A 15350-nucleotide genomic window follows, 5' to 3' on the forward strand; every position below is an offset into this window, starting at 1 on the left:
TATATTAATAGTTTTACTTGAAATTATACATTCCTGTAGTAATATTTCTAAACAAACATGAATACTGAGCCTAATTATATCTACCCTGTTGTACTGACTATCGCCGGCTCTGATAGTGGTGGTGGTGCAGGCATCCAGGCCGACCTGAAAACAATCTCGGCTTTAGGTTGCTACGGAACCTCTGCTATTACGGCTATTACCGCACAAAACACGATGGGGATTACCAATTTGTTTGAGCTGCCTGTAAATATAGTGACTGATCAGATTAAAGCTGTAATCGGAGATATCAAACCTCATGCTATCAAAATAGGTATGATTCCAAATTCACCATTATTACAGGCCATATTTGATATCCTGATTTTATATCCTGAAATCCCGGTTATCCTGGATCCGGTGATGATTGCCACAAGTGGCCGCCGGTTGGTTGAGCAGGACACTATTGAACTGATGAAAACAATATTGATTCCAGTCACTGCTTTAGTCACACCAAACCTGGATGAGGCGGCTATATTAGCAGCTATGGAAATTGCTACAGTAGCACAAATGAAAGTTGCAGCACATCAGATCCTGAGCCTTGGTGGCCAGGCCGTTTTGATTAAAGGCGGACATTTGAAAGGGAGCAGACTTTATGATGTTTACCTGGATAAAACAGGAACAGAAATCGTTTATGAGCATGATACTATTTACAGTCAAAATACACATGGTACAGGCTGCACACTATCTTCTGCTATTGCTGGTTTTATCGCACGAAATATGGAATTGCCCGAAGCCATAAAAAACGCAGAATCTTATGTAAATCATACTATTTTTGAGGGGCTTGATGTAAAAACAGGCGAAGGTAAAGGGCCATTGAATCACTTTTACGCCCCTGTTCCGCTAATCAAAATGCCTGTGGATGTTAAAAATTAATATATTTGGGCCATGGCAGATTTAAAAACAGAATTCTCAGTAGAATTTGAAGGTGAAACAATTCCTGTGATCATTACTGAAGTTGAAAATGAGGAGGACTCAATTTTTATGGTTGATATACCAGATCAGGAAAAATTTGAAATCTTTCTTTCTGAAGATGATATGTGGGTAACCAATGATGAGGTAACTGCAGATGAAGATCTTATCTTTTTGATCGGAGATAAATTTGAAAGCTTACAGCCTTAACTTTCTTTATCTTTTTTTCCAACCAGTTTAAATTTAATCTTACCGTCCTCTCCGTCCGTGGCGAGGATGTGTATGACAATACCTTTCATCCTCCGCTCTTTAAGCTCTTGTTTATCAGTAATGTCTTCATCTTTTTTCGGGTTTCGGAGTGGTAAATCAAGCAGAATATTGGTTCCCCTTCCGGTAGTCGCATAAATACCTGCAAGATTCATATTCAATAAGCTTGAATTGATCATCATCGGTTTAATCGTAACGAGCCTCCCATTAATATCAAAATTACCATTGAGATTATCAAACGTAATGGTATCCAGATTCCGGAATGGAAAAGCAAACTTTCCGATACTTTTCACTGCATTATAATTGATTAAAGCTCCTTTTTTAAGATCAAAATTGACGTTTCCGTTCATTGAACCCGGAATAAGTTTACCTTGCCCGTCTATATTGCCAGTCACATTGGTTTTGGTAAAGAAACTGCCTTTCAGATTTTTATAAGTCGGGCTTTCCAAACCAAAGTTATCAAATGAATAAAAGAAGTTACTAATATTGACATTGGAAACCACGGTATTTAATGCAAATTTATTCAAACGTCCATTTTGTTGCAATTTGCCATTGAGCTTAATCGAGCCTCCACCGTGTTTTAAACTCACATTTTTCAAATTCAATCCGTTATCGGAAAGGAAAATATCCGCTGTTGCATTAGTTCCGGTAAACCTGCCGTAATGAACTTTACCAACTCTTAAGTTGATTTCAGCACTACCTTTTTCAAGCATTGTATTGATCTGATTCGCAATATTATTGCCTTTATTCTTTGTTTTAACAGGTGTACTGTTTTTCCTGGTCCCTAAAAAGGCAAGAAAGTCACCTAAATAAAGGTTCTGACTATTCATTCTCCAGTTCAGCAGGATCTTTTCCGGAGAATTATAGTAAAGATTCAGGAAATTTCTAACACTTCCATCCATAAAAACCACGCTCTTACCACTTTCAAGTCTGATGTCGTGAATCAAAAGATCAGGTCCTTTAAAGTCTAAGGAAATGGAGGTGTTTTTAAAATTCACACCTCTGGGTACATAACTGACGTCTGCATTTTTAACGTTGATTGTTCCGCTTAACATGGGTTTATTCAACTTAAAATCTACAATATCGGCACTATAGTTCAGTTTTACGTCGGCTGTACCTTTGGTAAAGTTTAAAACATCAGTCCCCAGAAGAGTAGATAGTTTAGCCACATTGAACTGGGATTTAAAAATACCTGTTGCCACTGGTTTATCCAGATTATGAATAAAAACAGTATCAATTGTAAAGGGAAGTTCTTTATAACTACCAGAGAAATGATAAAGTTTAATAGCAGAGTTCTCATCTGTATACCCTTTTCCATTGATAAAATTATTTGTATAAACACCGGCAAAATTGCAATTATCAACTACTCCGCCAAAACCGTTCAGCGTATTATCTTTTATTGCTGCTTTTACAAAAATAGAAGGGTCTCCGCCTGCCCCCATATTTCCTTCTATAATGGCTTTGGCAAAAATTGGTTTATCCAGGTTAAACATATTCAGTTTTGAGCTGATATTCGGAGCCAGCAGAGCAGATGCATTTTTCCATAAAATATTTGGCGCTTCTACACTGATAGAGAATTCAACCGGATCTTTTGATATCTTGAATTTTGCCCCCAGAACGAATGGGTCTGTCCCTATATTTAAGATATTAGGTTTGACTTCAATGATACCGGCCTTCTCATTATAAGCAATATCCATTTTTCCTTCCAGCAATTTATCTTTTACAAAACTTCCTCTTTTTGTATTGAAAGCAAGACTGCGCACCAGCGTTTTTAAGTTGACATCAGCTCTCCAGCCCGACCCGGGATAATCTATTTTTCCGCTAAAGTCTTGTATAGCAAATAAAAACAGCTTATTTCCTTTTCTGTTATCCAGAATAAAACGAACAGCATTCAGATCAAAGCGTCTGAGCTGGGCAGGTGAAGAACTGTCATCTTTTAATCGGGGTTCTTTCTCCGGTTTTTTCTTAAAAACGGAGGTATTGCTATAGCCGTTACTATCAGTATATAAGTAAATTGATGCATCATTTATAGTCACCTTCTTAATCTCAATAGTACCTTTTAACAAGGCCATCGTATTCACTGAAATATCAAGATCGGCTGCGGTAAGCACCGAATGGTGATGCACATTCCATAAACTGTCTTTAATTTCTACTTTCTTTAACGATACTGAGACATTGGGAAAACCTTTAAGAAAGGTAGGTTCAATAGTAGCGATAGTCAGGTTACCATTGAGGTTCTTATTTAATTCTTTGGTTATAGAAGCCTGTAATTTCTTTTTATTAGCACCTACATAGAGCGCAAGGCCGATAAAGATCACAATGACCAGTACAATAAAAGCAGAAAAAATTTGAATAGCGCGTTTTAACCAAAGAGGCATAGAAGAGTGTTTGCGTAATAACGTTTAAAATAAGGAAATTGTTTAAAGGTAGTTTTGTTCTCTGAAATTGATTATTTTTATATCAATAAATCCACACGACGATGAACACCATAAAATCAGGCTATAAAAAAACTTTAAGGTTCGTTTTTACACTAAGCTGTTTAACCTTTGTTTGTTCTATTTTATCACAAAATTCAAATGCACAGTCCCCTGTAATCACCAAGATAACCTTTCAAAAGGATAAGTACAACAGGATTTTTATTCCTGTAAAGATTGATAGAGACAGCATGTCCCTATTATTCGGCACTTATGCCAAACCGTTAAGACTAACCCCCTATTTTCAAAGTAAACGGTCACTTTCTCCAAGCGGAGATATCCTGACTTTGGTTTCCCCTAATGGCAGGCCACATGACCGGCTGCTTTTCTATTCTCCAAAAATCACAGTCGGAAACCTCAAATTCAGAAGTGAACAGGCTATTGTAAACTATGCTTTTCCTGACACAATCATAGCCGGAGCTACCGGAACTGAAATGGTTTACCGCTATAATTGGATGATTAATAATGATCAGAATCAAATTTCGATTTCTAAACAGCCTTTTACGCCTTCAGCAGTTTTTACAACGATCAATTATAAGAATGATTCTTATCCAAAAGTTGCGGTGGAAATTGCAGGTATCAAAACCAATTTTGCATTGGATTTCGGATCAGGTGCAGGTTTTCAAATCAATTCCAGATCTGATTTGGGACGCAAATTAATTGCTGATTATAATCTTAAGCCGGTTAAAAGGATCTTATCTGATATCCATGCAAAAAAAATGGCGGATACAATTTATGAGGTCAATGTACCCGGATTACTTTTTAATGATATTCTATTACCGAAACAAAAAATCCAGTTAAGCTCTGCTTTTCCGCAAAATATAGTAGGCACAGGATTTTTGGGAGACTATAATGTGATTCTTAACAATTCCAGAAAACGAAAAATCGGAAACACGGTAATTTTAGAGAAGAGGCTTTCAAAATAACAGCTTAATTTCATTTTTACATAAATAAGACAGCGTAAATCTAACTAAGTAATTCTTTTACATACATTTGTACTGTAACAATTATTATTACAGATGAATAACGCGAAGTTTGCTACTGCTTTACATATCCTCACCTTACTCGATTTTGCGAAGGGCGAAAGGTTATCCTCAGAATGGATTGCTGGCAGTATTAACCTGAATCCAGCCTTAGTACGGAAAGAAATCAGTAACCTGCGCAAATTGGGATTTATCTCCAGTAAAGAAGGTAATGGTGGCGGGTTTACGCTTGCCCGGCCTTCAGCAGAGATTCTTTTATCAGAAATTTATAAGGCGGTACCTATGCCTCCTTTGCTTGGTAGTTCCAATACTCCAAATCCTTCCTGTATGGTAGGCCGTCAGATTAATCAGCACCTGGAGGAGTTGTATACTGAGGCAGAGCTTTCGCTTATCAGCAAATTAGAAAAAAAAACACTGAAAGAGTTTGGTGAAAAGTTTCAACCAGTATTGTAAAATATAAAATTAAAATCGCATGAATATAGTCTTAATCGGAGCCTCAGGATTTGTAGGTTCAGCCATCTTAAAAGAAGCATTAAACAGAGGTCACCAGGTAACAGCTGTAGTTAGAAACCCTGAAAAAATCACGGTACATCATGACCACCTGAAAATTGAAAAAGCTGATGTGCTGGATGCTGCCCAGGTAACTAAAGTGGTGAATGGAAATGATGCAGTGATCAGTGCTTATAATTCCGGATGGACTAATCCGGATATTTACGCAGAGTTTTTAAGGGGTTCACAGGCTATACAAACAGGTATTAAAGAATCAGATGTAAAAAGATATATTGTAATTGGTGGTGCCGGAAGTTTAGAGGTTGCCCCTGGTGTACAAGCTGTTGACACACCTGACTTCCCTGCAGCTTATAAACCTGGTGCGACTGCTGCCAGAGATTACCTGAACATGATCAGGGAAGAAAAGGATTTAGACTGGACGTTTTTCAGCCCGGCTTTTGAAATGGGGCCACATACTTCGGGAGTTCGTACAGGAGTTTACAGAACAAGCCTGGATACACCGGTATTTGATGAAAATGGCAAAAGTATCTTATCAGTGGAAGATTTAGCAGTTGCTATTATTGACGAACTGGAGGATGCAAAACATATAAAACAACGTTTTACCGCTGCTTATTAAGCTATTTTGCAAAAAGGGCTGTCATTTATGGACTGCCCCCAAAAGTTTAGACAAATTTAGTATTAGATTTGTTATAATGAGCCCGATATTCCATCGGGCTCATTCCGTTTAAGTTCAATTTTATTCGTTCCTTGTTGTAGTACCAGATATAGTCATTTATATCTTTTTTGAGCTGATCTGTCGATTCATATTCATTTAAGTAGAAGAGTTCCGATTTTAAGGTTCCGAAAAAGTTTTCAATTATAGCATTATCTAAGCAATTACCTTTTCTGGACATACTTTGGATAATCCCATTTGCTTTTAGCAGTTGCTGATACTTTGGCATCTGGTATTGCCATCCCTGGTCAGAATGCAAGACTAACTGAGAAGTATTCCTAGCTTGTGGTAATACTTTTTTGAGCATGTCCAATACTCCCTTGAAAACCGGCCTGTCAGTGAGTTCATAGCTGATAATCTCCTGATTGAACAGGTCTATTATTGGAGAGAGGTACAATTTCTTTCCCTTGACTTTGAATTCTGTAACATCTGTGGCCCATTTTTGCATAGGTTGGTTAGCCTTGAAATTCCTATTAAGGATATTTGGAGCTATTTTCCCTAGCTTGCCCCTATAAGACCTGTATTTTTTTATCCTGATCAGGCTCTTCAACCTCATTTCTCCCATCAATCTAAATACAGTCTTATGGTTAATAGCCATTCCGACCCGTTTCAGTTGCAAGGTAATGCGCCGATAGCCGAAGCGACCTTTATGGGCATGATAGACCTTGTTGATCTGGATCTTGACCTGTTCGTATTTATCAGGCAAACTGGCCTTCTTAGAATAATAATAAAATGTACTTCTTGCCATGCTAATACAATTCAACAGGGTATCCAGGTCGAACTGATGCCTTAGTTCCATTATGGCTTGCGCTTGTTTTCGGCTTGAACTAAGGCCTGGAGCTTTTTTAGCAGGGCATTCTCTGCACGTAAATATTCATTTTCCCGTAAAAGCTCTTCCTCACGGGTAAGTGGCCTATCCGATTTTCTCGGTTTTCGCTTGTTTGCTGGATTCTCCTTATATGCCATCGGTAGTCTTCCTTTAGGTCGCGGTTCTAGTCCAGATGATCCAAACTTCTCAAATCGTTTCTGCCATTCGATAATTCCCGCATCACTTGAAAGCCCAAAACGTAGCACCGCCGCTCTCAAAGATAACTTTTCTTCACGAATTGACTTCAGGACTGCTAGCTTAAAGGATGGACTAAAAACTCTTTTCCCCTTTCTGGGAAGTAATCCAGGAGCTCCCAGATGCTCGTATATCCTAAACCAATCTTCGAAAAGAGAATAAGTAATCCCGTATTCCTCACCCAGAGATTTTGCAGAACGATAATGTTCCGACATCTGCTTCACACAGTATAACTTGAATTCAAAACTGTGTCTGTTTTTCTTTTTCATAATAATGCCCCCAGAAAGTGTCTAACTTTTTGGGGGCATTGCATTAAGAAAATGACAGCCCTTTTTATTGATCATTTAATCAACTATTTTTATCCCCAGACTATCTAAAAAAGAGATAGCAGCTGGTAATTGAAAGATAGCGCCTTTAATTTTATTACCTGAAGGATCTATCTGATAATTCTGCGCCGCTGTAAAATTGGCCATCCTGAGATCAGTACCAGAAAATGTAGAACCTAAAAAGTCTGTACCACTAAAATCAGCACTGCTCAGGTTACAATTGGAAAAATCAACTTCCCTTGCTGTACAGTTTGTAAGGCGTATTTTTTTAAGGTTCTTTCCAAAAAAACTGGAATAACTCAGCATAGAGTTTTTAGCATTGATGGAGAAAGGATTCAAAGTATCATACCAAAGTATACCGATAGCTTTACAGTTTATGACAGCTAAATTACTTATAAAAGTATCTTTAAATTTAATCAGTGAAATATCACACTCTTCAAAAGTGCAGTTATTAAAAGTACAGTCTTCAAAAAGACACCCCTTTATAATTGATTTATAAAAGGTACATCCTTCAAAATAACGGCTAACCAGATGTTTGTCTTCGTAATTTATGTTTTCGAAACGTTTATCGTGATGTGTTATCTGTTCGTCAGCAGTACTCAAAACCGTACCCCTGCCTGAAAAGTTATCCCGTGAGGATTAATGTCCAGATCGTTAAGGGTATTGTTAAATCCTTTAAAACCAGCTGAGATATAGGGTGCAATACGATTTGTTACTTTATAACGGACACCAAAACCACCATAAAGGTATAATCCTCTTTCGTTAATTCGGTTTACAGTTAACGGATCTGCCTCACTGGAACGGTCATACCTGAGAAAAGTAATACCTGCGGAAGCCTCTGCAAAAGGTTCAAACTTAGATTTATTTGTAATATCATAACTTACATTGGCATAAACCGGGATTAGTTTCATGTTATGCAGCAGCAATGCATTATCAAAATGCAGCTTTGTAGTCGCATAACCAATTCCAATACCTGGTTTAAAACGGCTTTCCAGATTTCTGGTTACTTTGAATGAAGGCCCGTTAAAGTAATTGCTATGCGTAGAGCGCAGAAATTCATAGGCTGGAGAGAAAGTATATCGCGGCTCATCATTTGATGTTTTTGTCTCTTGCTGAGCATTCGCAGTGATCGAAAAACCGCATGCTAAAAGCAGTGCTAAGTTTAAAGTTAAAATCCTTTTCATATTCTAAGCAAATCTAATATATTTTGAAATGCAGAGAAATATAATATCCGATTAAATTGTCTCTCATAGAACGGATTTGTTTTCTCATTATCCTGTATTGTTAATTTCCAACTTTTAATTGCCGAATCCAGAGTGCCAGTTAAAATTCAGCTGGCTTTCTGCATGACAAAGCTATAGTTTCATTAGATCAATAATCTTATCATATCGTAAGATATTGATTAAAATAAAAGTGGAAATGCACCTGAATACTCTTTTGATAATTTAATTGAAAAAGAAATGTATAGGGGCTAATACCAAACCTGTTAAAGGATAGTAAACGCAAAAAACGCAAAAAACCTTTCTAACGATACAAAAAAACGGCATTTCGCATAAAAAAACAATAAAGAAGAAAAACAAAACGAAATTTCCTAATACCATTAATAGCCATTGTACCACCATTAATACACCAGGCAATAGTATTTAAGGACTCATTTACTACCATTTTAAGTATTAAAACAGGTTTAAAACACATTTAAACAGGTAAAACCTCTTAGTATTATTGTAAATAAGAACCCCGCTTAACGATAGTTTAAACGGGGTTCTTGTTTCTATGAATATTATTTAGATTTAAGTTAAAAAAGCCAAATTTTAGGAATGGATAGTACATTGGATAGTACAATGCATAGTAAATACCATGTAATTATAATACTCGAAAATAACCTGTTTCGCAGTGAAAAGTTTCTGTAGCCCCCCAGTAAACTGCATTTTCAAACAAGTTAATAATACTCATAAACCCTGATTATCAGTTGTTTATGTATTATGTAGTTGGCTTTTTATGTGCGTGATGTGCTTTTTATGCTAATTACATCATACTATTGAGCCGAATACTTGCTTTAACAATTGCTATTGCCTTGATTTTACTCATGTGAATATCCCTGGATGCATGGTGCGGGTTTTGGCTTACCAATAAAATCCAATCTTCACCCTTATCACTTTTCTTAACGAATTTCACAACTGTTGATAGATCACCGTCAATGATAGCTGATACAATGTGCATTTCTCCAAATCGAATACCTTCAGACATATCGTAAATCTTCTTATAAATAGCTATGTCCCCTGCTTTTAATAATGGGTACATGCTATCTCCACTAACATATATTGCACCGTCTGACTTAGGAAGATTGGGGATTGAAATGTAATCTATTATATTTTGATGTCCTTCAAAAAGAGCGACTAAGCTGGCAGCTGCGTTCAAATCATATAAAGGAATTGTTTGTAGCTCTCTGGATGTGTCAGTCCTAAGGATATATCTTGTAGTTACAGTATTATCATCAATTTCTTTAATCACATTTCCAGTCCCACTCAACAAAAATTCAGCATTTATTCCTACGCATTTTGAGTACAACAAGTCATAGTCAAACGTATCTCTTTTATGCCAACTTGAAAGCGTAGTTGGCGCAATGCCAAGAAAATCAGCGAATTTTCTATCACTTGACAAATTATAGGCTAATTTTATTTCATTAAGAATCAACGACTTGCGGTTAACCGTACTCATTTTGCGAATTTATTTTGTATGGCATTAGGAATTATACTCATAATGCGTATATATTTGTGTCAGTATTTACAAATGTAATATAACTCAACGAATGGACAAGAAAGAAATTAAGTATCCTGAGAATTTATACCTGAGGGTTGAAGTTTTTCAGGACGACAGAACCCAGGAGGAAATTGCAAGTGCAATAGGATATAGCAGACAGGTTTTAAACGAAACCATTCAAGGTAGATATAAAGGAACAAAAGTGATTCCTGCCCTTATTGAAAACCTTGCTGCTCAAAAAAATAAATCTCAAACTCATTAAGATAAGCTTATGCAATTCTATAATAATACCCTTTGTATATCCTTTCCTGAACTGGTTAATAAGGATGCTAAGCCTAATCTTGTTGGAGATAACGCATATATATCGCAGTATGATTATATCAACCTATCTAAAAACAAAAAACTTGTATCAGTTAGAAGAGGCAGCAGAAGTACACCGGCTCTTTATGAGTTTGAAACACTTCCTATGAATATAAAGCAAGCTGTCGCCTCTAAATATAAAGATGTTGTCAAGTCCGCACAGCAAGAACCTGTTAAAAAAATCCTTCAACATGACTATAAGGCTCTTAGCTTCTTCACTAAATACACCCTTCCCAACGGTGAACATCTGAAAGAAAATACTATCAGAGAATATGCAGCTACAGCAGTTGCGCTAAATACGATAATCAAATTACAAAGTGATTCCAAGGCATGGAGACAGGCACTTGGAGGAACGTCAACACAGAAAGACGCTTTCAAAAATCTATTGACTTTAATGTCAAGCTTTCAGGAAAAATGGGGTTGGAAACTTCCAGCTGGTGAACGGGCTGTCCGAATCAAAATAAGCAAGTATAAGCAATTGGGGTACGAGAGTATTGTTAGCGGTAAGCTTTGTAATGAAAATGCAGCGAAGGTTGTTCAAAGTGATCAGGAAGCAGCGTTACGTAGGATCATGGCTGTAGGCAGAAACTTTGATGATGTGCAGGTTATGAATCTTTACAACATGACTGCTCAGGCAGCAGGTTGGAAAAAAATAACTAAAGGAACTGTTGCCAACAAGCGTGATGAATGGCAAATCTATACTGATGCCGGTTCACGTGGAAAAGGTAATCATGATGATGTTCACGCTATGCAAGTTAAGAGACATGCGCCTAAAGCTCCATTACTTTACTGGACTGTGGATGGTTGGGATGCGGAACTGTTGTATCAAAAGGTCGCTATAAGAATTGATAAAGAGAGTGGTAAAGAGAAAAAAGTAACTGAATATCACCATCGTTTAACGGTTGTTGTTGTTTTAGACCCATGTGGTAAATATCCGGTTGGGTATGCAATTGGTACGCACGAAACACCTGGGCTTATCAGACAAGCATTACGTAATGCTGTAACGCACACTGCTGAATTGTTCGGAGAAATGCACCATGTACACCAGCTACAAACAGATAGATATGGGAAAGGCAACCTGAATCCATTTTATGAAGCAATATCAAAGATCTATACACCGGCACGTGCACATAATGCTAAAGCAAAAGTCATTGAGCCTTATTTTAAACATCTGAATAAAAATCATTGCCAGATACGTCAAAACTGGTCAGGGTTTGGTGTAACATCCCGTAAAGAAAACCAGCCTAACGCTGAATACCTGAATAAAATTCGCAAGAGCTTTCCTGATCAGCAGGGATGCATTGACCAGATTGTTGAAATGATAAATGCTGAAAGGAAATGTAAGGTTGCTGCTTATTTGGAGGCTTATAATAATCTTGAAGATAAATACAAATTCACTATATCACCTGTTGAATTTTTGCACAGGCTTGGTGAAACATCACCAAGAGGATTGACAAATAAATTAGTTGGATCAGGTGTTCTATTACAGGTTGATAAACACAAATTCAGCTATGACAGCTTTGATCCTTCTTTCAGGCAGTACCGAAATGAAGATTGGGTTATAAAATATGATCCCGCTGATATGAGCCGCGTGCTTGCTTCCAGTAAGGATGCCTCACTGAAATTCATGCTTGAAGATAAGTATACCCAACCAATGGCACTTGCTGAACGTGCTGAAGGTGATGCGGCAGAATTGCGCAATATTTTCAATTTCAATGATGACCTGGTGAAAGATATTTTAGATACTCAGGAGAATGACTTCAACGAACTGAATGACCTGTTTAATCGTGTTCCTGCTCTACAGGAAACGCTTGGTAAACTTCTTATAGTGGACAGCGAGGGTCAGCATAAGGACAATAAATCTAACGCCCGATTACAAAGCCAGGCGAAGAAAAAAACACTGCAAATCGAGCAGAAAGCTGAAAAGCAAAACCAGAAAGAACAGATGTCCAAACGTGAGGCATTTCTGGATTCAAAATTAGATATAAACGATTTCTTAACAACTAAACACTAAACATCATGACAAAAGAATTGAAAGTTGAAATTATCAACGCACTTGAAAACTATCTACTATCTAATACTAAGGTCACGCAAAATGATGTTGCTAACAGTGCAGAAATCAATGCTGGTTATCTCATAAACATGCGAAAAAAGGACTTTACTGTAAAGTCTGGTCAGAAAGTGGTTGAAATTAATGATAAATACTTTATCCGCCTTGCGAAGTTCATCGGATTCGAATTGTCAACAAACAACTGGACGACTAAACCAACTATTCAGTTGAAAGATATGGTTACCAGCCTTCAAATTGCAAAAGACAACTTGGATACAGCTGTTTTAATCGGGGAAACCGGATCAGGTAAGACATTTAGCCTGGATGCTTTCAAAAGCAAATACCCAACTGAGGTTTTTACAGTGAAAGTTGGATCGTCTGACAATCTACCGGATTTAATTGGTAAGGTTCTTATTGCGTTAAACGTAGTTCAACCTCGTCACTCTACATCTGCACGTATTGCACAGATCGCTTTACGCCTAAAAATATTAAGAGAATCTGGTAAAACGCCACTTCTGGCATTTGATGAAGCAGAATTTATGAAGTACGCTGCATTATGCGCTTTTAAAGAGTTGTTCGATATTCTAATTAAAGAATGCGCTTTGGTGCTAATAGGCACAGAAGAATTGATTAAAAACCTTGAAAGGATGCAGCGTTATAGCAAGCCTGGTATTGCTCAGTTGTTTCGCAGAATCAAATTTAAAATACACAACATTCCTGCTATTGACAGGAGGTTTGAACAGTTTTTAAACGGTGTTGAACCGGAGCTTAAAAAATGGTTGCAAGCAAACTGCAACAATTATGGTGAGCTGCATGACGTAATGGTGCCCGCCATTGCTGAGGCTGAAAGAACGGGACAGCCATTGACTTTAGAACTAGTGAAAATTGTATTAGGAATATGAAAAGAGGCATTTCACCTGCCGAACTTGAATCAATAATATTTGAAGATTTTGATTTTGAAGGTGAATGGTTTGATGCATTTGATAAACCGGAAACAAATGGAATCTGGTTTATCTGGGGGAATAGCTCTAACGGAAAAACAAGTTTCATTCTTAAACTAATCAAGTACCTGACAACATTCGATGTTAAAGCAATTTATGACAGCCTTGAGGAAGGTCGCAGGAAGTCAATGCAGAAGGCATTTAGAGAAGCTAACATGAAAGAAGTCACTGGGAAAGTAATAATGGTTCAGGAGCCTATAGAGGAGTTGAAGGTAAGGCTTAAAAAGCGTGACAGTGCTAAGGTTGTAGTGATAGATAGTATTCAATATGCCATGTTATCATTTCAGCAATTTCTTTCACTGAAAAGAGAGTTCCCAAAGAAACTATTCATCATCATCAGCCAGGCAGAGGGACGCAAACCAAAAGGTAGAATGGCAAATGACGTTATGTACGATGCTGATTTGAAAATATGGGTTGAAGGTCACAGGGCGATATCAAAAGGCAGGTACATCGGAAAAAAAGGATACTACACAAACTGGATTGAAGGTGCCGCACGGTACTGGGGTCAGGAACCAATTTAAACAACTATGAAAACATTAACTAAGAAAACCCACATAGGCCGTGTAAGGCAACATAACCGTGAAGGAATGCATCAGGTGTGTCATCTGTTGCAATGTACGGAGCAGGATTACTGCAATTACCTTTTTGAGCAGTACTGTTTGTTTGTACAGGTCAAATACAAAGCGTTTCCTGATGCGGTTTTAAACAGAATACTTTATTCCGGCCTGTTTCGTGGCATGTTCAACAATGCAGTTGCGCAAAGGGATGAATCAGAATTCCTGCCTTTCGCAGATGATTGTACATCTGAATTAACCGTAGTGAAGCCAGGTGGAGACTTGGAGGTTTACGAGGGCATACCGTTAGGGAGTAGTGAGCTGGTGGCTGAATGGAAAGAAACCCATAGCTACAACCGGTTATTACAAGATGATCACTTTCTGAACCAATTTGAACACGTTTTAAACCTCATTCTAATCATATAATTATGAAAAATTCAAGAACTCAATTTTTCAGAAACATACCTGATGTATCCGGTAAGCTTTCAATGCAGATCACTCCGCAAAGTATTCAGGAATCCGCGCTTTTTGTCTTCGGTGTTTCAAAAATTGAACTGGAAAGCAGAAGCAGGAAAAGAAACGCTGCTGAATGCAGGCACGTTATTGCCGGACTGCTTGATAAATACACCACCCTGAGACACGTTCAGATATTAAAGTATTCTGGTAACCGTGAAAGGTCTACAATTTCGCACAGCATCGATGTCTTTAAAGACCTGTGCGAATCTGACAAGGTATTTGCAAAAAAGGTTATCAATGTAGAGCAGAGATTGGAGGGTGTATGCGCTTAAGTGTAGATAGAGCTAAAATGCAGGGCTTACACGATGTTATCGCTTACCTGCTTGAAGTTTACCCGGCTGAACAACGCAATGCTGCTGAAGAGCTACTGGATACGTTGGTGCATGCGATAAGACATAAAATGTTAGTCAAGCTTTCGTCTCCGAACCCGAAAACAAGTTACTGCATCACGCTTAGAAAAGAGGAAGCACTAGCATTTGAACTCTGGTTTAGTCAGGTTGCTAAACCTAAAGATATATTCTTTTTGGAAACCCACAACGCGCAATTATTATCAAACGACATAAACAAAATCTATGGATAGGCTCAATGAACTCGATGAAATCTACAATTCTAGCACTCAGTGGATGATAGAAAACCCTAATGCGCCTTTAGAGGAATGGTTGTCGGAACAAAATAAGCGCATCACTGCATTAAAAGAACAAACAGAAATTTTTAAACAACAACTCTTAAACATAAAAAATTACAATGAAAAAATTAGACAACCCTTACATCAAAACACTAGCTATCTGTGAGATCGCAGTGATAATAGTAATGATAGCCCAAATAGTAA

Annotated in this window: 19 protein-coding genes; 13 read left to right on the forward strand and 6 right to left on the reverse strand. The window is 37.6% G+C overall.

What is annotated here, in order from left to right; all coding sequences use genetic code 11:
- Positions 1 to 57 precede the first annotated feature (57 nt).
- Positions 58 to 909 (forward strand): bifunctional hydroxymethylpyrimidine kinase/phosphomethylpyrimidine kinase, encoded by an 852-nt coding sequence (thiD, locus tag AB3G38_RS07400; RefSeq protein ID WP_367867856.1) that lies wholly within the window; start codon positions 58 to 60, stop codon positions 907 to 909.
- A 12-nt stretch (positions 910 to 921) separates the two neighbouring features.
- The gene (locus AB3G38_RS07405) at positions 922 to 1155 is read left to right on the forward strand and encodes a hypothetical protein (protein WP_367867857.1); all 234 of its coding nucleotides are present in this window, start codon (positions 922 to 924) and stop codon (positions 1153 to 1155) included.
- Here the strand turns inward: AB3G38_RS07405 and AB3G38_RS07410 are convergent.
- On the reverse strand, positions 1152 to 3590 hold the full coding sequence (locus tag AB3G38_RS07410; RefSeq protein WP_367867858.1) for an AsmA-like C-terminal region-containing protein: 2439 nt from the start codon (positions 3588 to 3590) through the stop codon (positions 1152 to 1154). The two genes, AB3G38_RS07405 and AB3G38_RS07410, sit on opposite strands and share 4 nt — an antisense overlap.
- Before the next feature lie 101 nt (positions 3591 to 3691).
- Here AB3G38_RS07410 and AB3G38_RS07415 point away from each other — a divergent pair, with 101 nt between their 5' ends.
- The 3 genes from AB3G38_RS07415 (at position 3692) to AB3G38_RS07425 (ending at position 5795) form a co-directional block, all read left to right on the forward strand.
- Positions 3692 to 4612, forward strand: a complete 921-nt coding sequence (locus tag AB3G38_RS07415; protein WP_367867859.1) for a hypothetical protein — start codon at positions 3692 to 3694, stop codon at positions 4610 to 4612.
- A 93-nt stretch (positions 4613 to 4705) separates the two neighbouring features.
- Positions 4706 to 5122: an Rrf2 family transcriptional regulator gene (locus AB3G38_RS07420; protein ID WP_367867860.1), complete on the forward strand. Its 417-nt coding sequence runs from the start codon at positions 4706 to 4708 to the stop codon at positions 5120 to 5122.
- 19 nt (positions 5123 to 5141) lie between these two features.
- A complete protein-coding gene (locus AB3G38_RS07425; RefSeq protein ID WP_367867861.1) occupies positions 5142 to 5795 on the forward strand; it encodes an NAD(P)-dependent oxidoreductase in 654 nt (217 codons plus the stop codon).
- A 46-nt stretch (positions 5796 to 5841) separates the two neighbouring features.
- On the opposite strand, the gene AB3G38_RS07430 is transcribed toward AB3G38_RS07425, so the two are convergent.
- From AB3G38_RS07430 to AB3G38_RS07450, 5 genes are all read right to left on the reverse strand, one after another.
- On the reverse strand, positions 5842 to 6690 hold the full coding sequence (locus tag AB3G38_RS07430) for an IS3 family transposase (protein WP_367864487.1): 849 nt from the start codon (positions 6688 to 6690) through the stop codon (positions 5842 to 5844).
- Positions 6690 to 7169 (reverse strand): helix-turn-helix domain-containing protein, encoded by a 480-nt coding sequence (locus tag AB3G38_RS07435; protein WP_367864486.1) that lies wholly within the window; start codon positions 7167 to 7169, stop codon positions 6690 to 6692. The genes AB3G38_RS07430 and AB3G38_RS07435 overlap by 1 nt, the downstream gene beginning before the upstream one ends.
- 129 nt (positions 7170 to 7298) lie before the next feature.
- The gene (locus AB3G38_RS07440; protein WP_367867862.1) at positions 7299 to 7883 is read right to left on the reverse strand and encodes a pentapeptide repeat-containing protein; all 585 of its coding nucleotides are present in this window, start codon (positions 7881 to 7883) and stop codon (positions 7299 to 7301) included.
- Positions 7880 to 8464 (reverse strand): hypothetical protein, encoded by a 585-nt coding sequence (locus AB3G38_RS07445; protein ID WP_367867863.1) that lies wholly within the window; start codon positions 8462 to 8464, stop codon positions 7880 to 7882. Before AB3G38_RS07445 ends, AB3G38_RS07440 begins: the two co-directional genes overlap by 4 nt.
- A gap of 841 nt (positions 8465 to 9305) precedes the next feature.
- Complete coding sequence (locus tag AB3G38_RS07450; protein WP_367867864.1) at positions 9306 to 9998, reverse strand: S24 family peptidase; 693 nt, start codon at positions 9996 to 9998, stop codon at positions 9306 to 9308.
- 91 nt (positions 9999 to 10089) lie between these two features.
- Between AB3G38_RS07450 and AB3G38_RS07455 the strand changes: the two genes are divergently transcribed.
- From AB3G38_RS07455 to AB3G38_RS07490, 8 genes are read left to right on the forward strand one after another with little or no spacing between them, the layout of a single operon-like run.
- Positions 10090 to 10302, forward strand: coding sequence for a hypothetical protein (locus tag AB3G38_RS07455; protein ID WP_367867865.1), 213 nt, complete (start codon positions 10090 to 10092; stop codon positions 10300 to 10302).
- Positions 10303 to 10311: 9 nt separating this feature from the next.
- The gene (locus AB3G38_RS07460) at positions 10312 to 12414 is read left to right on the forward strand and encodes a hypothetical protein (RefSeq protein WP_367867866.1); all 2103 of its coding nucleotides are present in this window, start codon (positions 10312 to 10314) and stop codon (positions 12412 to 12414) included.
- A gap of 5 nt (positions 12415 to 12419) precedes the next feature.
- On the forward strand, positions 12420 to 13352 hold the full coding sequence (locus AB3G38_RS07465; RefSeq protein WP_367867867.1) for an AAA family ATPase: 933 nt from the start codon (positions 12420 to 12422) through the stop codon (positions 13350 to 13352).
- Entirely contained in the window at positions 13349 to 13972 is a 624-nt protein-coding gene (locus AB3G38_RS07470; protein WP_367867868.1) for a hypothetical protein, read from the forward strand. The genes AB3G38_RS07465 and AB3G38_RS07470 overlap by 4 nt, the downstream gene beginning before the upstream one ends.
- A 6-nt stretch (positions 13973 to 13978) precedes the next feature.
- Positions 13979 to 14431, forward strand: a complete 453-nt coding sequence (locus AB3G38_RS07475; protein ID WP_367867869.1) for a hypothetical protein — start codon at positions 13979 to 13981, stop codon at positions 14429 to 14431.
- A 2-nt stretch (positions 14432 to 14433) separates the two neighbouring features.
- Positions 14434 to 14793, forward strand: a complete 360-nt coding sequence (locus AB3G38_RS07480) for a helix-turn-helix domain-containing protein (RefSeq protein WP_367867870.1) — start codon at positions 14434 to 14436, stop codon at positions 14791 to 14793.
- Positions 14784 to 15101, forward strand: coding sequence for a hypothetical protein (locus AB3G38_RS07485; RefSeq protein ID WP_367867871.1), 318 nt, complete (start codon positions 14784 to 14786; stop codon positions 15099 to 15101). Before AB3G38_RS07480 ends, AB3G38_RS07485 begins: the two co-directional genes overlap by 10 nt.
- Positions 15094 to 15312, forward strand: coding sequence for a hypothetical protein (locus tag AB3G38_RS07490; protein ID WP_367867872.1), 219 nt, complete (start codon positions 15094 to 15096; stop codon positions 15310 to 15312). Before AB3G38_RS07485 ends, AB3G38_RS07490 begins: the two co-directional genes overlap by 8 nt.
- Positions 15313 to 15350: the final 38 nt, after the last annotated feature.

The sequence above is a fragment of the Pedobacter sp. WC2423 genome (genome assembly GCF_040822065.1).
Classification (GTDB): Bacteria; Bacteroidota; Bacteroidia; order Sphingobacteriales; family Sphingobacteriaceae; genus Pedobacter.